This window comes from Comamonas sp. NyZ500, from assembly GCF_016772095.1.
Classification (GTDB): Bacteria; Pseudomonadota; Gammaproteobacteria; order Burkholderiales; family Burkholderiaceae_C; genus Comamonas; species Comamonas thiooxydans.
In genome coordinates, this window is sequence record NZ_JAEIJE010000015.1 from 43,407 (window position 1) to 64,086 (window position 20,680).

A 20,680-nucleotide genomic window follows, 5' to 3' on the forward strand; every position below is an offset into this window, starting at 1 on the left:
AGAGGGTGGCAAAAAAGGATTAGAAATCTTCGGGAGCCCAGACGGTGACGCCGCTTTTGCGGGCGGCCGCGATCTGGGCTGCATCGAATGTGGCCAGTGGCAGGCGCAGCGACTGCGCCAGCCACAGGTATGCGGCATCGTAGGTGGGCAGGCCGGTGTCCAGCGCCACATCCAGCACGGCCTTGTGCTGGGCAGGAGCCAGGTCGTGCAGTTCCACGCGGTGGCGAATGGCTTCCAGCACGCCCCACAGGCCTTCGACCGAAGTCTGCGGGATACGGCCATTATTGACGCCCGATGCAATCAGGTTGCCGCATTCCCACTGCCAGAGGTTGGGGGCTTGCGGGTCGACTTCATCGCGGCGGATGCGGGTGTAGAGGCGTCTGGTGTGCTCGCTGGCGTCGTCAGGCAGCAACCAGGCGGCGGTGACGGATGCATCAAGCACAAAAGCGGTGGCGCTCATGCCTGGCTCCGTCCTGTGTGGCGCAAACCGGTGATGCTGTTCGCCGCCGGGTTTATGGCTGCTTGGGCTTTCACTGTCTGCTGCAGAGCTGAAATCTGTTCCAGCTCACGGGCAATCTGTTCATCGGTGATCACGGGCTTGCGGCGCATGGGCAGCATGCGCACGACTTCTTTGCCATGGCGCGTGATGCGAACTTCTTCGCCTTGCTCGACCATTTCGACCAGGGCGGAAAAGCGGCTTTTGGCTTCGTAGATACCGATAGATTGCATGGTGGAAAACAAAAAATCTGGCTAGAACCAGTAGTTCAGGCCAGATTTTAGCAATCTGACCAGATTTTTCAATCTGGTCAGATTTCAAGGGGCTTGCTTAGTCAGCGCGGTAGTTGGGCGCTTCCTTGGTGATCTGCACGTCATGCACGTGAGATTCGCGAATGCCGGCTGCGGTGATTTCCACAAACTCGGCCTTTTCGTTCATCTCGGAGATCGTGGCGCAACCGCAGTAGCCCATGGAGGCGCGCACGCCGCCAGCCATCTGATAGACGATGGAGACCATGGAGCCCTTGTAGGGGACGCGGCCTTCGATGCCTTCGGGAACCAGCTTGTCGGCATTGGGGTTGCCGGTGGAGGATTCCTGGAAGTAACGGTCGGCAGAGCCTTGCTGCATGGCACCGATGGAGCCCATGCCGCGGTAGCTCTTGTACGAGCGGCCCTGGTACAGAATCACTTCGCCGGGAGCTTCTTCGGTGCCGGCAAACATGCCGCCCATCATGATGGTGGAGGCGCCAGCGGCCAGGGCTTTGGAGATGTCGCCGGAGAAGCGGATGCCGCCGTCACCGATCAGGGGCACGCCCGTGCCCTTCAGGGCGTCGGCCACATTGGAGATGGCCATGATCTGGGGCACGCCCACACCGGCCACGATACGGGTGGTGCAGATGGAGCCGGGGCCGATACCGACCTTGACCGCATCGGCACCGGCTTCCACCAGAGCCAGGGCGGCAGCACCGGTGGCAATATTGCCGCCGATGACGTCCACCTGGGGGTAGTTCTGCTTGACCCAGCGCACGCGATCGATCACGCCCTTGGAATGGCCGTGAGCCGTATCCACCACGATCGCGTCCACACCGGCCTTGACCAGCAGTTCCACGCGCTCTTCGGTGCCAGCACCCACGCCGACAGCGGCAGCCACGCGAAGGCGGCCCGATGCGTCACGTGCGGCATTGGGGAAGGTGGTTTGCTTGTTGATGTCCTTGACAGTGATCAGGCCCTTGAGTTCAAAGGCGTCGTTCACCACCAGGATTCGTTCGAGCTTGTGCTTGTTCAGCAGTGCCTTGGCTTCGGCGGGGCTGGTGCCGTCTTTTTCATTGACGGTGATCAGCTTCTCGCGGGGCGTCATGATCTGGCTGACCTTGACGTCGTAGCGGGTCTCGAAGCGCAGATCGCGGCTGGTCACAATGCCGACCACCTTGCCGCCGTCGCACACGGGGAAGCCCGAAATGCCGCGTTCTTCCGACAACTGCAGCACTTGCAGCACGGTGTGTTCGGGGGTGATGACCACAGGGTCGTGCACCACACCGGATTCGTGGCGCTTGACCTTGGACACTTCAGCGGCTTGTTGCTCGGCTGTCATGTTCTTGTGGATCACGCCGATACCGCCTTCTTGCGCAATGGCGATGGCCAGACGCGCTTCTGTCACCGTGTCCATGGCGGCAGACACCAGGGGCAGGTTCAGGCGGATATTGCGAGTGAATTGGGTGGCGAGGGAAACGTCCTTGGGCAGGACTTCGGAGTAGGCGGGAACGAGCAGGACGTCGTCAAAGGTCAGTGCTTTTCCGAGAAGGCGCATGTGATGGCTCCAAAAGAAAGATTGTACCTGTGACTTGCCGCACAATGTGGGCTCGTGACCCAGAATCCCCAACGCCAGTCCAAGACTTATTGACTCCATGCACGCCATCAAGTTCGCTTTGTTTGCAGCCATTGCCTGCTGCACGGTCCCCGCAATTGCCCAGTGGCAATGGATTGATGGTCAGGGGCGCAAGGTGTTCAGCGACAGGGCTCCGCCGGCCGATATCCCTGCCAAGAATATTTTGCGCAGCCCCGGCGGTGCCAGGCCCGTAGCACCTTCTGCGGTGCCGGAGGTCGGCGCGGCTAAGCCCGCGGCGGACGCCGGTGTGGACAAGGGGCTGGAAGAGCAAAAGCGCAAGATGCAGGAGCAGGAAGCAGCCAAGACCCAGGCCGACAGACTGCAAAAGGAAAGGCAGCGCCAGGACAACTGCAATCGTGCCAGACAGGCCAAGACAACCCTGGCGTCGGGCCGCTTGCTCTCCCATGTGAATGCCAAGGGCGAGCGTGGCTTCATGGATGAGGCCGCGCGAGATGCCGAGATCAAGCGCGCCGATGCCGTGATCGCTTCCGATTGCGGGCCCATGGCCGAGCCGGCGCAGTAGTCGCCGGAGTCTTCGCCGGGATCTCGATAAAAAAGCGCCTTCTGAAGGCGCTTTTTTTGAGTCCTGTTGGCTAGTAACCCGCCTTGGCTCCGTCTCTCTGACGTTTGAAAAGTCCGGCGCTGCGCGCACCCTGGCGGGCAAAGCGTTCGCGTCGGGCAACCTTGGGGTCCACGGTCAGCGGGCGATAGACTTCCAGGCGATCGCCATGTTTGAGAACCTGGCCCGGATTCGCGACCTTGCCCCAGATACCGACCATGCCGGCCAAGGGTTCGGGCAGTTGCAGGTCCGGCAATGCTGTTGAAGCGGTCACGGCATCCAGCGCCTGCTGGACGGTGCTACCTGCGGGAAGCTGCAACAAGGCTTCCTGCACGGTGCCGGAGCAGGGCGAGATGCAGACCGTGATGTCGATCACCTCCGGCAGGGCATCAGCCATAGATTTGCTCGGCTCGCTTGATGAAGGCGTCGACCATGGAGCCTGCGATGCGGTCGAAGACCGGGCCGATGATGGCAGCTACGGCACCGTTCTCGAAGCCGTAGTCCAGTTGCAGCTCGACCTTGCAGGCGCGCTGCGTGCCGTCGCCTACAGGATGAAAGCGCCAGTGGCCTTCAAGACGCGAGAAAGGTCCCTTGACCAGACGCATGCTGACCTGCTTGCCGCCGTCATCCATGCTACTGTTCGTGTTGCGCGTCACGAAAGACTTGCGCAGTCCGCTGAACGCAATACCCACCTCGGCTGTCATGCCTGTGTCGTCCTGCTCCAGGATCTTGGCATGATCGCACCAGGGCAGAAAGTCGGCATAGTGGGCCACATCCGTCACGAGGGCAAACATTTCTTCGGGGCTGTACCAGATGAGGACGGACTTGTTGACGTTTTTCATGAACAAAGAGCAATCAGCAGGGCGCAAGAGCAGGGAATTGGCCTAGGCCAATGCACCCAGAGGCGCGATGCGAAACTAAAATCATCGCTCAGAGGCGAGACGGCAATCCAGTATTGTAGGGAGAGCTTTCATCTCCGGTCCGCCTGCAACTAATATTCCATGGCCAAGAAACCAGAAACATCGTCGCGCATTGCCGACAATAAAAAAGCAGCTTTCAACTATTTCTTCGAGGAGCGCCACGAAGCCGGCATGGTGCTGCACGGCTGGGAGGTCAAGGCCCTGCGCAGCGGCAAGGTGCAGCTCACCGATGGCTATGTGCTGATCAAGGACGGCGAGCTGTTCCTGCTGGGCTGCCAGATCAACCCGCTCAAGACGGCTTCCACCCACGTCAATCCCGACTCGGCACGTATCAAGAAGCTGCTCTTGAAAAAGGACGAGATCAAGCGCCTCGTCGGCAAGGTCGAGCAAAAGGGCTATACCCTGGTGCCCATCAATCTGCACTGGAAGAACGGATACGTGAAATGCGAGATCGCTCTGGCCAAGGGCAAGGCCGAGCATGACAAGCGCGACGTGATCAAGGACCGCGAAGGCAAGCGCGAGGTGGAGCGCGCCATGAAAAACCGCAACCGTTGACCTGCCGCGCCTGGATCGATCTTCCGCACTGACACAGTTCTGACATCAAGGCCCGCTATGTTGGGCCTTGCTTTACTGACATATCGCAGCAAGGAGTTTGGTCATGGGCACTTGGTCGCACGGCAATTTCGATAACGACACCGCATTGGACTGGCTGGCCGATATCACGGGCCAGCTCATCGATGAAATTGCCGAGGCCCTGGACTCGCCCGAGGCCTTGCAGGCGGGCGAGTCTGAGTCCGATCTGGTTCCCTGCCGCATCGAGCTGCTGTGCGCCATGGCCGAGGGTGGCATGCATCCGCTGTGGCCGGATCTGCAGACGCTGGAGCAATGGAAAGCCACTTATCTGCAGGCCTGGGACCAGAGCATCGACGAGCTGGAGCCCGAGGAGGGCTACAAGCAGGACCGCCGCATCGCGATCATCGAGACCTTCGATCGCATGATCGCGCTGGCTGCAGCAGAAGAGGAAGAGGGCGTGGACGAAGACTGGGGCGAAGAGTAAGCCCCTCAGTCACCCAGGACGCCTGCCCCGGGCCTGCCGCGACGCGGCTGCCTCAAGGGTTTTCGCCGTAGCGGGTCTTGAAATCGAACTCCAGGCGTTCGCAGTCCTGAGGGGTTTTGAACTCCTGGGTCTTGCGCTCGGCCTCGGGCTTGGCCGTCTGTTTCCAGCAGATCTTGATGGTTTCTGCTTCCGTCCAGCGCTGCTTGCTGAGCGGATCGTCCATGAACTGGCCGATGAGCATGAGCGCGCCAAAGATGATCACGGGCAGGGCGATGAGCCAGACCACCAGGCGGTTTTTGGCGGGGGCAGCGGGCTTGGAGGTCTCGGTTTGGGGTGTATCGCTCATAGTGGTTGCCGATTATCCGCAAGCCGATGATGAAGACATTAATGCAACGCATGAAAATTCATGATCGCTGTTATCGGCACAAGGCCGCGCGGGTATGTAGCCGCAAACCTATAATGTTCGGCTGATTTGCCTGTCTGCGCAGCTCCTGAAAAAGCAGCGCCGGGCCGTACTGATCGCAGGCGTCATGCAGGCGTCTTCATACCAAACACCATGAGTACACCCACTTTTTCCGTTGCGGACATCCGCAAGACGTTCCTGGATTTCTACGCTTCCAAGGGCCACACGGTTGTCGCGTCCAGCTCGCTGGTTCCCGGCAACGATCCGACGCTGATGTTCACCAACTCCGGCATGGTGCAGTTCAAGGACGTGTTCCTGGGCACGGACAAGCGCCCCTACAACCGCGCAACTTCGGTGCAGGCCTGCCTGCGCGCCGGCGGCAAGCACAACGACCTGGAAAACGTGGGCTACACCGCGCGCCACCACACGTTCTTCGAAATGCTGGGCAACTGGTCCTTCGGCGACTACTTCAAGAAGGAGTCCATCGAGTGGGGCTGGGAGCTGCTGACCAAGGTTTTCGGCCTGCCCGCCGAGAAGCTGCTGGCCACGGTCTATCACGAAGACGACGAGGCCTATGACATCTGGAAGAACGTCATCGGCCTGCCTGCCGAGCGCATCATCCGCATCGGCGACAACAAGGGCGGCAAGTACAAGAGCGACAACTTCTGGATGATGGCCGACACCGGCCCCTGCGGCCCCTGCTCGGAAATCTTCTACGACCACGGCGAGCACATTGCCGGCGGCCCTCCCGGCTCGCCTGACGAAGATGGCGATCGCTTCATCGAGATCTGGAACCACGTGTTCATGCAGTTCGACATGAAGGAAGACGGCTCCGTGGTGAAGCTGCCCGCACCTTGCGTGGACACCGGCATGGGCCTGGAGCGCCTGGCTGCCATTCTGCAGCATGTGCACAGCAACTACGAGATCGACCTGTTCCAGGCATTGATCAAGGCTGCCGGCCGCGAAACCCGCACCGAAGATCTGAGCACTCCTTCGCTGAAGGTGATTGCCGACCATATCCGTGCCACCTCCTTCCTGGTGTCCGACGGCGTGATTCCTTCCAACGAAGGTCGCGGCTATGTGCAGCGCCGCATCATCCGCCGCGCCATCCGTCACGGCTACAAGCTGGGCCAGAAGACTCCCTTCTTCCACAAGCTGGTGGCCGACCTGGTGGTGCAGATGGGCGATGCCTACCCCAAGCTCAAGGAGCAGGAAGCGCATATCACCAGCGTGCTCAAGGCCGAGGAAGAGCGTTTCTTCGAGACCCTGGCCAACGGCATGGAAATCCTGGATAGCGCGCTGGCCGGTGACGTCAAGGTGCTGCCCGGCGATGTGGCCTTCAAGCTGCACGACACCTACGGCTTCCCGCTGGACCTGTCCAACGACGTGGCGCGCGAGCGTGGCGTGACTGTGGACGAGGCAGGCTTCAACGCCGCCATGCAGCACCAGAAGGAAACGGCGCGCGCAGCCGGCAAGTTCAAGATGGACCGCGCGCTGGAATACACGGGGGACGCCAATGTGTTCACCGGCTACGACAAGCTGGCCGAGGCTGCCAAGATCGTCGCGCTGTACGCCGATGGCGTGAGCGTGAATGAACTCAAGGCCGGCCAAAGCGGTGTCGTGGTGCTGGACACGACCCCCTTCTACGCCGAATCCGGCGGCCAGGTCGGCGACCAGGGCGTGATTGCCGCAGGCGGCAACCGCTTTGCTGTGGAAGACACGCTCAAGATCAAGGCCGATGTATTCGGTCACCACGGCGTGCTGGAAGCCGGCAGCCTGAAGGTGGGCGATGCCGTTGAAGCACAGGTGGATACGGCCGTGCGCGCCGCGACCATGCGCAACCACTCGGTCACCCACATCATGCACAAGGCCTTGCGCGAAGTGCTGGGCGGCCATGTGCAGCAAAAGGGCTCGCTGGTCAATGCCGAGCGCACCCGCTTCGACTTTGCGCACAATGCCCCGGTGACGGCCGAGCAGATCCGCGAGATCGAAGCCCGCGTGAATGCCGAGGTGCTGGCCAACACCGCCACCGACGCCCGCGTGATGGACATCGAAAGCGCCCAGAAGACCGGCGCCATGATGCTGTTCGGCGAGAAGTACGGCGAAACCGTGCGCGTGCTGGACATCGGCTCCAGCCGCGAGCTCTGTGGCGGCACTCACGTCAGCCGTACCGGCGACATCGGCCTGTTCAAGGTGGTGGGCGAATCCGGCGTGGCCGCAGGCGTGCGCCGTATCGAAGGCATTACCGGCGAGAACGCGCTGGCCTATCTGCAGTCGCTGGAGTCCACCGTGGATCAGGCCGCAGCCGCTTTCAAGGCTCCTGCGGCCGAGCTGACCAACCGCATCGGCGGTGCGCTGGATCAGATCAAGGCACTGGAAAAGGAAATCGCTGCGCTCAAGGGCAAGCTGGCTTCCAGCCAGGGTGATGAGCTGGCCACGCAGGCTGCCGACGTCAATGGCGTCAAGGTGCTGGCAGCCAAGCTCGAAGGCGCCGATGCCAAGACCTTGCGCGACACCATGGACAAGCTCAAGGACAAGCTGGGCGCAGCCGTGATCGTGCTGGCTGCCGTGGACGGCGACAAGGTGCAACTGGCTGCAGGCGTGACCAAGGCTGAAACTGCCAAGGTCAAGGCCGGCGAGCTGGTGAACTTTGTGGCCCAGCAAGTGGGCGGCAAGGGCGGTGGCAAGCCCGATATGGCCATGGCCGGCGGCACTGATGCCGCAGCCGTGCCCGCAGCGCTGGCCAGCGTGCAGGCCTGGGTGGCCGAGCGCCTGTAAGCGCATCGGAAAAGGCAGCTGGGGCTGCCTTGACCCAAAACAAAACGCTCCTCAATGAGGAGCGTTTTTTATTGTTGGAGCGAACCCTTGGAAACTGGCATAACCCAAGTCGGAGACACCGAGGAAGGGCCTGGGCCGGCCGCGCCGCCCCGCACCGAGGGTGTCGTCCCCCTTTCCTTATCGCGAAGCGCGTAGAGAAAAGGGGGAAGGCGCAAAGCGCCTCAGGGGGCTACTTCTTCCTGAACACCAGGTCCCAGACGCCATGACCGAGGCGAATGCCGCGGTTTTCGAATTTGGTCAGCGGACGGTAGTCGGGCTTTTCGGCGTAGTTCTCGGCCGTGTTCTGCAGCATGGGTTCTGCGTTCAGCACTTCCAGGATCTGCACCGCATAGGGTTCCCAGTCGGTGGCGCAGTGGATGTAGCCGCCGGGCTTGATGCGAGCAGCCAGCTTGGCGATCAGCGGACTCTGGATCAGGCGGCGCTTGTTGTGCTTTTTCTTGTGCCAGGGGTCGGGGAAGAAGATGTGCACGCCGTCGATCGAGGCTTCGGGCAGCATGTTGTCGATGACTTCCACGGCATCGTGCTGGAGGATGCGGATGTTCTCGATCTCCTGCTCGCCAATGCGCTTGAGCAGCGCGCCCACGCCGGGCTCGTGCACTTCGCAGCACAGGAAATTATCGTCGGGGCGCACGCGGGCGATATGGGCGGTGGCTTCACCCATGCCGAAGCCGATCTCCAGAATCAGCTTGCCGTCGCGGCCATAGGCGGCAGCGGCGTCCAGAGGAGCCTTCTGGTATTGCAGCAGGAAGCGCGGACCCAGTTCTTCAAAAGCCTTGGCCTGGCCCGTGGTGGTGCGGCCGGCGCGGCGTACATAGCTCTTGATGGTCTTGGGATAGGCCACGCCTTCGGGCGCCTGGCCTTGGGATGCTGCGGATGCGTCAGCGGCTGGCACGTTTTCGGCCATATCGGTGGTAGGTGTTGGATTTGAAGAAGTCACGGGGCGATATTGTAGGTTTGGCGCCAGCACCGGACCCAGAAGTCCAGCGCCAAAGGCAAGGCGCTTGCGGGGCTTTCGCTGCTGGAGGATGCGGCTGCGGGCGCTTGTGGCAGGCCGAGCTGCTGCGCTGCGGCAGAAAGCACGGTCAGCGGCTGGCTGACATCCACGGCGGGTGCGCCATGCTGTTTGGAGAGCTTTTCTCCGTTTTCCATGCAGACCAGCGGCGTGTGCAGATAGCGCGGCTGGGTCAGACCAAGGGCGTGCTGCAGCACGATCTGGCGAGGGGTGTTGTCGGCCAGGTCTTCGCCGCGCACCACATCGGTGATGGCTTGCTCGGCATCGTCGACGACCACGGCCAGCTGGTAGGCCCAGAGCCCGTCCGCTCGGCGCAGCACAAAGTCGCCCACGCTGGCGAGCAGGTTTTGCTGCTGGGCGCCCAGACGTTGGTCCTGCCAGTGCAGCACGGGGCGCTTGCTTTCCAGGCAAGAGTGCCCGATTGCTATGCTTTGCGTAGCTGCTTGCGCTTGTTGGAAGGGTGTTTCGGGTTGATTCTCTTGTAAGTCATGTACCTGCTGCTCCAGCGCAAAGCGCCAGGCTCTGGCAGGCTTGCCCTGCAGGCCATGGCGGCAGGTTCCGGGGTAGGGCCGCTCCACATGGCGCTCGTGAGTCAGTCCCTGTGCCAGCCAGGCGGCTTCGATGTCCTTGCGCGTGCAGCCGCAGGGGTAGGCCATTTTTTGCGCCTGCAGCTGTTGCAGCGCTTTTTCATAGAGTGCATGGCGCTGCGACTGCCAGACCACGGGGGCATCGGAGTGCAGGCCGCAGGCGGCCAGCTGGCGCAGGATTTCCTGGTCGGCGCCAGCCTGGCAGCGTGGCGGATCGATGTCTTCGATGCGAATCAGCCAGCGTCCGTGGTGGGCGCGTGCATCCAGCCAGCTGGCCAGCGCCGCGACCAGAGAGCCGGCATGCAGCGGCCCGGTGGGAGAGGGCGCAAAGCGCCCGATATATGGCCCCGTGCAGGGAGCGCTGGAGGGGGGACGGGAGAGGGCCGCAGTCATGAGGGACGCCATCTTACGCCCCTTGACTGCGCGCAGTTGGCTCAGGCCAGGGCCAGCCCCATTTCCAGACCCGAGACAAAAGCGTCTTCCACCCGCATGCCTATGCACCAGTCCCCGCACAGGCTCAGGCCGACCGAGGGGTCGTGGCTGAACGGCCTGCCCAGGGGGGGCAGCGTCTGGGCATGCTGCCAGAGGTAGACGCTGGCATGGCGCGGCGCAACGCGGATGCCCGTGATCTCGCCGAAGGCCTTTTGCAGCTTGGCAAGCACGCGCGTGGCGTCGTCGTGGCGGTGCTCGTTGGACCACAGCGGGTTGGCATGAATCGTCCAGCGCTCGGTCTGGGCGCGGCCGGGTTTGGAGGACTCGCGGGCCACCCAGGCAACGCGCTCATGCGTGCTGCGTGCGGCATTCCACTGCGGGCCCAGTGTGGTCAGTCCGGCCTGCGCGGCCATGGGGTAGGACAGCGTCATGGCCCAGCAGGGGGCCATTTCCACAGGGGCCAGTGTCCTGGCCAGAGCCGCACCCTGAGGCGCGGTCTGCAGCAGCTGCGCGGCCACGGGCGCCGGCACGGCCAGCACCACGGCATCGAAGTCGGCAGCAATCTGCGGGCCGTGGTCTTCGGTATCCAGCATCAGGGACCATTGGTGGCGACTGTGGCTGCTGCCGCTGGCAATGTGGTGGCTCATGGCGCGCAGGGACTGGCCCAGATGCAGGCGTCCGGCATCCCATAGCGGCGCTGCCCAGGCCAGTGGCAGCGATTGCATATCGGGCATGCCGACCCAGTGGGTCTCGCGCACCGGCGTGTGCTTGTCGACTCTGCGGCCCTGGGCGTTGCGGGTCTGCACGCTGTTCAGGCTCCAGGCGCGCAAATTGCCGGGCGTGGTGTCCAGCACTTGCTGAAAGCGCGGATCGCGTACGGTGAAGAACTGGGCGCCGATGTCAAAGCTGCCGTAGGGGCCGCTGACCGAGCGCATGCGTCCGCCGGCCTGGGTCAGGCGCTCATAGACATGGACGTCGTGCCCGGCCTGCATCAGCGTGCGGGCACAGGCCAGACCTGCAATGCCCGCGCCGATGACGGCAATGCGCTTGGCGCCGGTATGCGGGGAAGGGGAAGAAGCGGAGGCAGTTGCGGACGCGCGAGTGCGGGAAGCATTCATGAAAAAGCCTTTTCGACACCGTTTGAGTTCTAGCGTAGCAGCTATCCAAAAGATAGCAAGTGCTGCTTGTGCTGAATTGTTGCAGCGCAACTCACTCTACACCTCCCGGATGTCGGCTGTGAGCCGCCGCAGCTTATTGGCGGTGATGGTTTTCCATGAGCGCCTTGCGCGTGGCCGGACTCTCGAGCTGCGTCAGCCACCATTGCAGCGCGCGCCCGGGCGTGCGGTGGGCCGGGCCGGGCCAGGCATAGTGCAGACGCAGATTGCGACTGGCGCGCTGCACCTGTCTTGTGACCAGCAGGCCGGCATCGAGATAGGCCTGAACCATGCCGCGTGGCAGAAAGCCGGCGCCAATGCCGCGTATCTGGGCCTCCAGCTTGGCCTGCATGCTGTCCACAGTAAGCACGTCCTGGCCGTTGACCAGGCCAAAGCTGGTGTTGCTGCGCACGCCCGAGTCGGCCACGGCCACCATGCGATGCTGCAGCAGCAATTCGTCGGACAGCGGCTCATCGAGTCTGGCCAGGGGGTGGTGGGGCGCGACGGCGAAGACGAAATCCATCTCCCCGATTTCGCGCGTCTGCAGCTCGGAGACATTGCTGGTGTTGACCGCCACTCCAATGGCCAGATCGGCATGGCCGCTGGTCAGCACTTCCAGTGTGCCGTTGAGAATGCCATCACGCAGCTTGAGCGTGGTGGGCGGGGTCAGCGCATAGAAGGCTTCGACCAGCTCGAAGATGGGCGTGCGGGCCACGGCCCCGTCGATGACGATGGTCAGCTGCGGCTCCCAGCCCGTGGCCACACGCTTGACGCGGTGCGCCACGGCGTCGATCTCCTGCAGCAGGCGGGCGCCTTCGCGCAGCAGGGCCTGGCCGGCCTCCGTGGCCTGGGCATGGCGCGAGCTGCGGTCAAACAGCAGCACATCGAGCGCATCCTCGATCTGGCGCACGCGGTAGGTCAGCGCACTGGGCACCAGGCCCAGGGAGCGCGCAGCGGCGGCAAAGCTGCCGGTTTCGGCAATGGCCTGCAGCATGGCCAGGCTGTCGGGGGTGAGCACATCGCGGGAGCTGGGCATGGTGAGATTGATGATTCAAACAGTTTGAATGATGCCATCAACGCCGTTCAGCCACAGCCTGGCAGGTGACTTCTACAGTAGAGCCCATAGAGACAGTCACTTGAACGAAAGGAAGCACACCATGATGACTCTGCGCAAATCCCAGGAACGCGGCTACGCCGACCACGGCTGGCTCAAGTCCTATCACAGCTTTTCGTTTGCCGGTTACTACGACCCGCGCCATATGGGGTTCGGCAATCTGCGCGTGATCAACGAAGACCGGATTGCCCCCGGCACAGGCTTTGGCTCGCACGGCCACCGCGATATGGAAATCATCAGCTATGTGCTCGAAGGTGCGCTCTCGCACAAGGACAGCATGGGCAATGAAACCCCCATCCTGCCTGGAGAGGTGCAGCGCATGAGCGCGGGCTCGGGGGTGGTGCACAGCGAGCAGAACTACGCCAAGGAGCAGACCACGCACTTTCTGCAGATCTGGCTGCTGCCCGCACGGACAGGTATCGAGCCAGGCTATGCCCAGAAGACATTCAGCGAGGCGCAAAAGCGTGGGCGTCTGTGTCTGGTGGCTTCACCCGACGGTGCCGAGGGTTCGGTGAGCATGAATGCCGATGCACGCCTGTATGCCGGTCTGTTCGATGCAGAAGAGGCTGCCGATGTGGCCCTGCCAGCCGGTCGCAAGACCTATGTGCACCTGGTGCGTGGCGAGCTGGACGTGAATGGACAAAAGCTGACAAGCGGCGACGCTGCACTTATTGAAAATGAGGAGCGCCTGCGCCTTGCCAATGGCCGGGCTGCGGAAGTTCTGGTGTTTGACCTGGAACCTTGAGTCTGACGATTTCAAGGCTTGTACTGATATGAACCAACGCGGCCCTGGGTCGCAATGACTGGAGTTTAAATGTTGAATCAATTGCGAAATCCTCTGGACCTGGTGGGCCGTGTGCTGATTGCCCTGCTGTTTCTGCCAGCAGGCATTCAGAAAATCAGTGGCTTTGCGGGCACCGTGGGTTACGCCGCATCGGCGGGCATGCCCATGCCCCAGGTGGCGGTGGCGGTGGGCCTGGTGATCGAGATCGTGGGCGGTCTGGCCATATTGTTGGGCTGGCATACGCGCTGCGCGGCCTTGATCCTGGGATTTTTCACGCTGATCGCCAGCTTCTTCTTCCATAACTTCTGGGGCGTGCCCGCAGAGGCCGCCATGATGCAGCAGCTGCTGTTCTGGAAGAACATCGCCGTGGTCGGGGGGCTACTTGGCTACGCCGCCCATGGGGCAGGCGCCTGGAGCGTGGACGGCCGCAAAGGCTGAAGCATGAGGCAGCGCAGGCTGAAAGTGCGCAAGCGGTCATAGCTTTGTTAAGCTAGCGCGCTCTCGAAAGACAAGGCCCGCCGGGTGTCAATCCGGCGGGCCTTTATTTGGCACAGATACAGGATGGCGCGGCGGATGGCTGCGCCGATGCAAGCAGGAAAGAAGAAATCATGAGCAATATCGTTGTGGTCTACCACTCAGGCTACGGCCATACCCAGCGCATGGCGCAATCCGTGGCCCAGGGCGCGGGCGCACAGTTGCTGGCCATCGACGCCGATGGCAATCTGCCCGAGGGCGGCTGGGAGCAACTGGCCGCGGCCGATGCCATCGTCTTCGGCGCGCCGACCTATATGGCTGCTCCGAGCTGGCAATTCAAGAAATTTGCCGATGCCTCGTCCAAGGCCTGGTTTGCCCAGGCCTGGAAGGACAAGCTGTTTGCCGGCTTTACCAACAGCGCGAGCGTGCAGGGCGACAAGCAGGTCACGCTCGATTATTTCTACCACCTGGCCATGCAGCATGGCGGCGTGTGGGTGGGACTGGGCCTGCTGCCTTCGAATACCAAGGCCGCCCAGCGCAACGATGTGAACTGGATGGGCAGTTTCTGCGGTGCCATGGCGCAGTCGCCCTCTGACTCATCGGCTGGCGAGATGGCCGGCGGTGACCTGGAAACCGCACGCCAGTTTGGCGAGCGCGTGGCCAAGGCCGCAGCACGCTGGGCCAGATAAGCGCTCAGCTCAGTTGGGTGCTATCCAATTCAAAGCGGCTAGCGCTAGTCCTGCATAGGTTTCAGTGATGAATGTTTCTGAAATTTAGCCTGAGTCAGCGCTAGCTGCTTAGTTTTTGATAGTGGCGTTGAGCACCATCTTGGCGCTGCTTACTCCGCGTCCTGTTCCATCAGATGCTTTTTGATGGGGCGGGGGTGAACCAGCTCGGTGCGCGACAGATCGGTGCCCAGCGAGTCGCGACCGTCAAAGACGAAGCAGCTGCCGTCGTAGAACTTGCCGTCGGTCTCCTCGAAATATTTGAGGATGCCGCCTTCGAGCTGGTAGACGTTTTCGATGCCTTCGTCCTGCATGAGGATGGCGGCCTTTTCGCAGCGGATGCCGCCAGTGCAATAGCTGACCACGGTCTTGCCGGCGAATTCGTCCTTGTGCTGGCGCAGTGCGGGCGGGAATTCGGTGAACTTGCTCAGGCGCCAGTCGATCGTGCCGGCAAACGCACCTTCGTCCACTTCGTAGTCGTTGCGCGTGTCCAGCGTCACCACCTCGCGGCCCTCGTCGTCATGGCCTTGCTCCAGCCAGCGGCGCAGCGTGGCCGGGCTGACCGATGGCGCACGGCCATGGGCGGGTCGAATGGCGGGATGATCCATGCGGATGATCTCGTTCTTGACCTTGACCAGCATTTTGCGAAAGGGCACGGTCTCGGACCAGCTTTCCTTGGGAGCCAGGTCGGCAAAACGCGGGTCTTGCTTCAGCTGGTCCACAAAGCTGCGCACGGCCTCGGCTGGGCCGGCAAGGAAAAAGTTGATGCCTTCTTCGGCCAGCAGCACCGTGCCCTTGAGGCTCAGGTCATGCGCACGCTCCAGCAGCGTCTGGCGCAGCTGGTCGGCGTCGGGCAGGGGCGTGAATTTGTAGCAGGAGATGTTGAGTATGTCGGCCACGTCGATATCCGGGGGGGCGGCCGCGCGGCTGCTGCATCGACGGTGATGCAGCTCAGACCGGGGCCGTCAGCTCTGCCTTGATTTTATTGGACAGCTGTGCCACTGCGAGGGATGCGGGTGCTCCGGGCATGGCCTGCAGCAGCAGCTGGCGGCGCATCACGGCCTCGCGCACGGCGGAGTCGACCGGAATATCGCCCCAGTGGGTCAGCTGCAGCGGCTGGCCGGACTCGGTGGTCACGAAGCGGTTGAGCACCTGCTGCAACTGGCCCGTGATGGCGCGGCCATCGCCGGGGCGTTGCGCCTGGTTGATGACCAGACGGATCTGCTGGCGCTTTTGCTGCAGGGCCAGCACCTTGATGGCGGCGTAGGCATCGGTCAGCGAAGTGGGCTCGGGCGTGGCCACGACCAGCACTTCGGTTGCCAGAGAGACGGAGAACAGCACCACATCCGAGATGCCGGCACCGGTGTCGAGCAGGATGATGTCGTAGCGCGGGCGCAGCAACTCCACCGTGCGCATGAACTGGGAACGAATCTCGGGGGTGAGGCGCGAGTACTCGATCATGCCCGAGCCTGCCAGCAGCACGGAATAGCCGCCCGGCGTGGTCAGAATGGCATCTTCCAGCGTGGAGCGACCCGTGAACACATCGTGCAGCGTGACCTTGGGGTAGAGATTGAGCACCACATCCAGATTGGCCAGGCCCAGGTCCGCGTCCAATACCAGCACGTTGAAGCCATGGCGCGTCAGCGCAGCAGCCAGATTGGCCGAGACGAAAGTCTTGCCGACACCGCCTTTGCCGCTGGTGACGGCAATGATGTGGGCCTGCTTGTTGCGGCCAGGCGCCCGCAGGGCATCTTCCATGGATATATGAGCGGGCAAAGTAGGGTGAGGGGCCAAGGTGTCCATCGTCTCAAGGCGTTATGACCTGGCTTGCGGCGTCGGTGTTTACGTCTGGTGCTGTATTGTCAGAGACATTTTCCTCTAACGAAGCGGCAGGCAAAGGGCTGAAAAGCAGGCTTTTTTCCTCGGCACTCACCGTACTGTCGGGCGGATCCTCCACGCAGACGCAGTTGCGTCCCGCCGATTTGGCCAGATAGAGCTGGCGATCGGCACGCTCGGTCCACAGTTGCGCCGTGCTGCGAATCCATTGCTGGGCGTAGACCCCGCCGATACTCACAGTGATCTTCAGCGACTGGCCAGAGGACAAAGCGATGGAGTTGCTTTCGATGGCCTGGCGCAAGCGCTCGGCGACCGCGCGGCCCTGATGCGCAGGGCACACCGGAAGCACTATGGCGAATTCTTCACCACCGAAGCGCGCCAGGGTGTCCATGGGGCGAATGATTTCGGACAGGGTCTGTGCCACGGATTGCAGCACCATATCGCCAGCAATATGACCGTGCTCGTCGTTGATCTGCTTGAAATGGTCGATGTCCAGCATCAGCAGCAGTGCGGTTTCTCCGGAGCGGGCCACGCGGTCGATTTCGCGCTCGATCACGGAGCGGAAATGGCGTCGGTTGGCCAGCCCCGTGAGGGGGTCGCGCAAAGACAGTGCGCACAAGCCATCAATGAGTGCTTGCAGGTAATGGGTGGGAGTGTCAGTGGGCAGACGGTTATCGCTACCGCCCGCGCGAGTCACCAGATTGTGTGCGGTGGCAAGGCGCAGATCGCGCAAAAACACGGATTGGTGGGGGGCGGATGAAGTCACGACAAACTATCAATGATGACCGTCAGTGTAGCAGCGACCCCTAGCTTTTTGTGGATGTAGGCTTTTCGTCAGCGTTGATCCGGGTCAGTTCTGTGGGGAAATTGCCAAGCGTTCGCAGAAAGTCGGCATCCGTGCGATAGAGCCTGATGGGGCTGCCTTCCTTGTGCAGCAGTCCGGCGCGTTCCAGTCTTTGCTCGGCCGGCAACTTCAATCCCACCACGTGCAGCAGACCGCCGCGCAATGCGACCAGGCGTTCCAGTCGGGCAAATGTTTCGACTCCGGTGATGTCTATGCTGTTGATGGACTGCATCAGCAGTGCCAGGTCTTTGGCCTGGGGCGTTTGCTGCAGGGCATCGGCCGCGTAGCGCTCAAGTGCCGTGGCCGTGGCAAAGTCCAGGTCTGCATCCATGCGCAGAGCCACGACTTCAGGTGCCAGGGGCGGCAATTGCCAAAGCAGGCGGCTGCGCAGGCTGCCGTCGGGATGCTCGCCGACCTCGATGATGCGCGGGTGCAGATGGTGATAGAGGTAGTAAGCCTGGCTGAGCATGATGCCCGCGAACACACCCCAGTACATGCGCGGGGCGGTGACGATGGTCAGCACCAGCGTGGCGACGCTGATGCAGGCTTCGACCTTGGAGATCCTGAAAAGCTTGAGAATCGCGCTGGGCTTGACCAGGTTGAGCACGGCGGTGATCACGATGGCAGCCAGCGTTGCCTGGGGCACATGGTAGAGCCAGGGAATGAACCAGAGCACGACCACGACCACCAGCAAAATGGAAAAGACGTTGGCATAGCCGGTCCTGGCACCTGCGAGCAGATTGACGGCAGAGCGTGAGAAAGATGCGCTGGTGGCAAAGCTGCCGAACAGGCCGGCGCTGATCTTGGACAGGCCCTGGGCGATCAAATCCTGGTTCTCGTTCCAGCGCGTGCCGGCCTGCTGATGCTCGACCTGGGCGCTCGAGGCAGTTTCCAGAAAGCTGACCAGGGAGATGACCAGCACGGGCATGACCAGGGCGCCGAACTGCTCCCAGTCCAGCATGCCGGGCCATTGGAAGCTGGGCAGTCCCGCAGGCAGGTGGCCGATCACGGCTCCGCCCGCATCGGCGAAGCCCGTGAGCCAGCTGATGAACCCGCTCAGACCGATGATGAAAATGGCCGAGGGAAAAGCAGGACGCCATTTCTTGGCCAACATCAGCAAGCCCATGCTGACCAGACCGTAGGCGATGGATTGGATGCTGAACAGATAGATGGACGGCGAATGCCAGACGGTGGACCAGTCAGCGCGCATGCCCAGCAGGGTGGGCAGCTGCGAAGCCAGAATCAGCAGCGCAGCAGCCTGGGTAAAACCTGCCAGTACCGGCGAGGTGACCAGATTGAGCAGCCAGCCCGCGCGTACCACGCCCAGACTCCATTGAACCAGGCCCGACAGAATGGCCATCCATGCAGCGAGCACCACCCACTGGGCCGAACCCGGTTCGGCCATGCCGGTCAGAGAGGCGCCGATCAGCAAGGCGCTCAGCGCCGTCGGCCCCACGCCCAGGCGGGGCGACGGACTGAAGAGGATGGCCACCGCAGCAGGAATGATGGAGGCATAGATGCCAGTAATCAGCGGCATGCCCGCCAGCGCGGCGTAAGCCACGCCCTGGGGCAGCAACATCAGGCCCACGGTCAAGCCGGCCCAGAACTCGCCGCGCAGCAGGCCGAAAGTCGGTTTGGGCCAATTAAGAAAGGGCAGCCATCGGGCCAGGGATTGCATGGAAGTCATGATTGCGGCGAACTAAATCGTCTGCAAGCTTAGTCGGGCTTTGTTGTGCAGGGATTAAAACAGGACGAGGCTGCGACCTTGGCCGAGCGGGACGCCTTGTTCCAAAGTGACTCGAGGCGTTGTTCGAACCGGGCCCGCATGGCAGCGATGGCGGCAAGGGTGTCGGCGGATGGCCGATGAGTCCGGAAGGGGTCGCCCGCCAGATCCGTGCCCTGCCATGCGACCGGGTGGGTCGTTGGCTGCTTGTGAATGATGTTCACGTTGAAATCGACTCGAAGACAGAAAAAACGACGCCAGCTGCTATGGTTTTCAATGCTGGCACCGTGTTTCATCCTAGCACGCAGCCCGCGCATATGCCGGGGTGCGCACCAGTTTCGGGGCGGCAGCGGCCATAAAAAAGAGAGGCTCATGGCCTCTCTTTGCACCTTGCGGTGCGGTGCGCGCGGTGGCTGAGCCACCTGTTGTCTATCAGTTGCCCAGGTTGCGAATCGCCTCGGGAGTGTACTGGCTGGGCTTGAGGTCGTCCTTGCCCAGAATCGGTGCCTTGGGGCGCTCCTGGACCAGATTCATGCTCACATAGGAGCCGGCATTCAGGTCATAGTAGAACGATGTGCCCGCATGCCATTTCTTGATGTCGTAGGCATAGTAGTAATTGATTTCACCGTGCTGCCACAACTGGCCGCGTGCGTCGTAGAAGTCGCCCGAGACGGCGTGACCGGTGTCTTCGTCGATGAACATCACACGCTTGGAGTACAGGTGACGGAAGCCGGGCTTGAGCTTGCCCTCCAGTACCCAGACGCGGCGCAGTTCATAGCGGGTGTAGGCAGGGTTGGGATGACCGGGCTTGAGCAGATCGGCGTATTTCATCTGCTGGTTGATGCGGAAGGTGTTCGCAGGAATGAACATCTCGCGCTTGCCGTGCATGGTCCACTCGTAGCGCTCGGAGCCGCCGTTGAACAGGCGCTCGGAGTCGATGGTCGCCTTGCCGCTGGTGCCGGGGGAGGGCTGGTCATAGCCGAACTCGGGCAGTTGGCGCACGCGGCGAGTGCCGGGATCGTAATTCCAGGCCAGGCGCTTGTCCGTGCCGAAGTTCATGGGCTCGATGGACAGAATCACTCCGCCTTTTTCGCGCTCGGGCAGGATGGAGAAATTGGTCACATAAGCGTATTTGCCTTCGTTGGGCTTGCCCAGATTTTCCTTGGAGTCATAACGACTGAGCTGGATATAGCTGGTGCGGCCCCAGGCGATATCGCCGCTTGCGCCCACCAGTGCCATGTCGCGTTCCACCTCTTCGGTGCTGGCGCGGCTGGGCATGAGGTTGTTCCATAGCAGTTCCAGGCCGGTCTTTGGAATGGGGAAGGGCAGAGCGCCCATGAAGCCCTTGACTCCATTGCCGTCGTTGACTACCTCGGCTTCCAGTGCATTGCGCTTGATGACGGCGCAGATGTCGTCGTCATAACGGAAGTCGCGGTGGCCCGGATAGACGGGAATGCGCATGGTGGTGGGGAACTTGGCGAGTAGCGCCTTCTGGCCGGCGCTGAGCTTGTCGCCATATTGCGCCATGTTGGCGGCCGTGATTTCGAACAGCGGCTTTTCGTTGGCGTAGATATCGGGCTGGAACTGTCCCACTGACTTGGTGAACTTCACGCCGGGAGGAACGCCCAGGATCTTGCCCGTGAATGGCGGGATGCTGCCGTCGGCATTGCCGGCTTTGATGGCGCCGGTGCAGGTCAGCTCCTTGCCCAGCTTGTCGGCTTCCGTGGCGGGAACCTTGGCACAGGCGGCTCCTGCGCTCAGCAAACCTATGCACAGCATCAGTGCTGTGCTCATCGTCTTTTGTTGCATTGCTCTTGTTTTCCTAGTGAAAAAACCTT

General features: G+C 62.1%; 23 protein-coding genes. 7 read left to right on the forward strand and 16 right to left on the reverse strand.

The features are described 5' to 3' along the window. Window positions 1-19: 19 nt before the first annotated feature. The 3 genes from JAO85_RS19275 to guaB all read right to left on the reverse strand — a co-directional run bounded on the left by JAO85_RS19275 (window position 20) and on the right by guaB (window position 2,302). Window positions 20-460 carry a type II toxin-antitoxin system VapC family toxin gene (locus JAO85_RS19275; RefSeq protein ID WP_003064858.1) on the reverse strand — a complete coding sequence of 147 codons (441 nt, stop codon included), beginning with the start codon at window positions 458-460 and terminating at the stop codon, window positions 20-22. After that, complete coding sequence (locus JAO85_RS19280) at window positions 457-729, reverse strand: type II toxin-antitoxin system Phd/YefM family antitoxin (RefSeq protein ID WP_202788785.1); 273 nt, start codon at window positions 727-729, stop codon at window positions 457-459. Before JAO85_RS19280 ends, JAO85_RS19275 begins: the two co-directional genes overlap by 4 nt. 97 nt (window positions 730-826) lie before the next feature. Further along, window positions 827-2,302, reverse strand: coding sequence for an IMP dehydrogenase (guaB, locus tag JAO85_RS19285; RefSeq protein WP_003064862.1), 1,476 nt, complete (start codon window positions 2,300-2,302; stop codon window positions 827-829). Window positions 2,303-2,399: 97 nt separating this feature from the next. On the opposite strand from guaB, the gene JAO85_RS19290 reads away from it, so the two are divergent. After that, a complete protein-coding gene (locus JAO85_RS19290) occupies window positions 2,400-2,903 on the forward strand; it encodes a DUF4124 domain-containing protein (protein ID WP_202788786.1) in 504 nt (167 codons plus the stop codon). Between the two features lie 70 nt (window positions 2,904-2,973). On the opposite strand, the gene JAO85_RS19295 is transcribed toward JAO85_RS19290, so the two are convergent. Together JAO85_RS19295 and JAO85_RS19300 are read right to left on the reverse strand one after the other, a co-directional pair. Then, the gene (locus tag JAO85_RS19295) at window positions 2,974-3,336 is read right to left on the reverse strand and encodes an RnfH family protein (protein WP_012838448.1); all 363 of its coding nucleotides are present in this window, start codon (window positions 3,334-3,336) and stop codon (window positions 2,974-2,976) included. Continuing rightward, window positions 3,329-3,781: a type II toxin-antitoxin system RatA family toxin gene (locus tag JAO85_RS19300; protein WP_003064868.1), complete on the reverse strand. Its 453-nt coding sequence runs from the start codon at window positions 3,779-3,781 to the stop codon at window positions 3,329-3,331. The genes JAO85_RS19295 and JAO85_RS19300 overlap by 8 nt, the downstream gene beginning before the upstream one ends. Before the next feature lie 159 nt (window positions 3,782-3,940). Here JAO85_RS19300 and smpB point away from each other — a divergent pair, with 159 nt between their 5' ends. Further along, complete coding sequence (smpB, locus tag JAO85_RS19305) at window positions 3,941-4,414, forward strand: SsrA-binding protein SmpB (protein WP_003054725.1); 474 nt, start codon at window positions 3,941-3,943, stop codon at window positions 4,412-4,414. Between the two features lie 103 nt (window positions 4,415-4,517). Then, window positions 4,518-4,916 (forward strand): DUF4259 domain-containing protein, encoded by a 399-nt coding sequence (locus JAO85_RS19310; RefSeq protein WP_202788787.1) that lies wholly within the window; start codon window positions 4,518-4,520, stop codon window positions 4,914-4,916. 52 nt (window positions 4,917-4,968) lie between these two features. Here the strand turns inward: JAO85_RS19310 and JAO85_RS19315 are convergent, their stop codons facing one another. Next, window positions 4,969-5,262 carry a hypothetical protein gene (locus tag JAO85_RS19315; protein WP_003064870.1) on the reverse strand — a complete coding sequence of 98 codons (294 nt, stop codon included), beginning with the start codon at window positions 5,260-5,262 and terminating at the stop codon, window positions 4,969-4,971. A 210-nt stretch (window positions 5,263-5,472) separates the two neighbouring features. Between JAO85_RS19315 and alaS the strand changes: the two genes are divergently transcribed. Further along, the gene (gene alaS / locus JAO85_RS19320) at window positions 5,473-8,097 is read left to right on the forward strand and encodes an alanine--tRNA ligase (RefSeq protein ID WP_202788788.1); all 2,625 of its coding nucleotides are present in this window, start codon (window positions 5,473-5,475) and stop codon (window positions 8,095-8,097) included. A gap of 229 nt (window positions 8,098-8,326) precedes the next feature. On the opposite strand, the gene trmB is transcribed toward alaS, so the two are convergent. The 4 genes from trmB to JAO85_RS19340 form a co-directional block, all read right to left on the reverse strand. Beyond that, window positions 8,327-9,061, reverse strand: coding sequence for a tRNA (guanosine(46)-N7)-methyltransferase TrmB (trmB, locus tag JAO85_RS19325; RefSeq protein WP_003074922.1), 735 nt, complete (start codon window positions 9,059-9,061; stop codon window positions 8,327-8,329). Between the two features lie 29 nt (window positions 9,062-9,090). Further along, a complete protein-coding gene (gluQRS, locus tag JAO85_RS19330; protein WP_202788789.1) occupies window positions 9,091-10,149 on the reverse strand; it encodes a tRNA glutamyl-Q(34) synthetase GluQRS in 1,059 nt (352 codons plus the stop codon). 41 nt (window positions 10,150-10,190) lie between these two features. Beyond that, window positions 10,191-11,306: an NAD(P)/FAD-dependent oxidoreductase gene (locus tag JAO85_RS19335; RefSeq protein ID WP_202788790.1), complete on the reverse strand. Its 1,116-nt coding sequence runs from the start codon at window positions 11,304-11,306 to the stop codon at window positions 10,191-10,193. 133 nt (window positions 11,307-11,439) lie between these two features. Next, a complete protein-coding gene (locus JAO85_RS19340; protein WP_034366916.1) occupies window positions 11,440-12,378 on the reverse strand; it encodes a LysR family transcriptional regulator in 939 nt (312 codons plus the stop codon). 121 nt (window positions 12,379-12,499) lie between these two features. Between JAO85_RS19340 and JAO85_RS19345 the strand changes: the two genes are divergently transcribed. From JAO85_RS19345 to JAO85_RS19355, 3 genes are all read left to right on the forward strand, one after another. Continuing rightward, window positions 12,500-13,201: a pirin family protein gene (locus JAO85_RS19345; protein ID WP_202788791.1), complete on the forward strand. Its 702-nt coding sequence runs from the start codon at window positions 12,500-12,502 to the stop codon at window positions 13,199-13,201. Window positions 13,202-13,270: 69 nt separating this feature from the next. Next, entirely contained in the window at window positions 13,271-13,678 is a 408-nt protein-coding gene (locus JAO85_RS19350) for a DoxX family protein (RefSeq protein WP_012838442.1), read from the forward strand. 170 nt (window positions 13,679-13,848) lie between these two features. Further along, window positions 13,849-14,403, forward strand: a complete 555-nt coding sequence (locus JAO85_RS19355) for a flavodoxin family protein (protein ID WP_034355547.1) — start codon at window positions 13,849-13,851, stop codon at window positions 14,401-14,403. 149 nt (window positions 14,404-14,552) lie between these two features. Here the strand turns inward: JAO85_RS19355 and JAO85_RS19360 are convergent, their stop codons facing one another. From JAO85_RS19360 to JAO85_RS19385, 6 genes are read right to left on the reverse strand one after another with little or no spacing between them, the layout of a single operon-like run. After that, the gene (locus tag JAO85_RS19360) at window positions 14,553-15,338 is read right to left on the reverse strand and encodes a sulfurtransferase (protein ID WP_202788792.1); all 786 of its coding nucleotides are present in this window, start codon (window positions 15,336-15,338) and stop codon (window positions 14,553-14,555) included. Between the two features lie 52 nt (window positions 15,339-15,390). Beyond that, window positions 15,391-16,242, reverse strand: a complete 852-nt coding sequence (locus JAO85_RS19365) for a MinD/ParA family protein (protein ID WP_042438298.1) — start codon at window positions 16,240-16,242, stop codon at window positions 15,391-15,393. A 4-nt stretch (window positions 16,243-16,246) separates the two neighbouring features. Beyond that, window positions 16,247-17,041, reverse strand: a complete 795-nt coding sequence (locus tag JAO85_RS19370; RefSeq protein WP_052057607.1) for a GGDEF domain-containing protein — start codon at window positions 17,039-17,041, stop codon at window positions 16,247-16,249. Between the two features lie 40 nt (window positions 17,042-17,081). Next, window positions 17,082-18,797: a SulP family inorganic anion transporter gene (locus tag JAO85_RS19375; protein ID WP_202788816.1), complete on the reverse strand. Its 1,716-nt coding sequence runs from the start codon at window positions 18,795-18,797 to the stop codon at window positions 17,082-17,084. Between the two features lie 38 nt (window positions 18,798-18,835). After that, the gene (locus tag JAO85_RS19380) at window positions 18,836-19,216 is read right to left on the reverse strand and encodes a hypothetical protein (protein ID WP_164091599.1); all 381 of its coding nucleotides are present in this window, start codon (window positions 19,214-19,216) and stop codon (window positions 18,836-18,838) included. Between the two features lie 58 nt (window positions 19,217-19,274). Next, complete coding sequence (locus JAO85_RS19385; RefSeq protein WP_039050779.1) at window positions 19,275-20,651, reverse strand: DUF1329 domain-containing protein; 1,377 nt, start codon at window positions 20,649-20,651, stop codon at window positions 19,275-19,277. Between the last annotated feature and the right edge of the window lie 29 nt (window positions 20,652-20,680).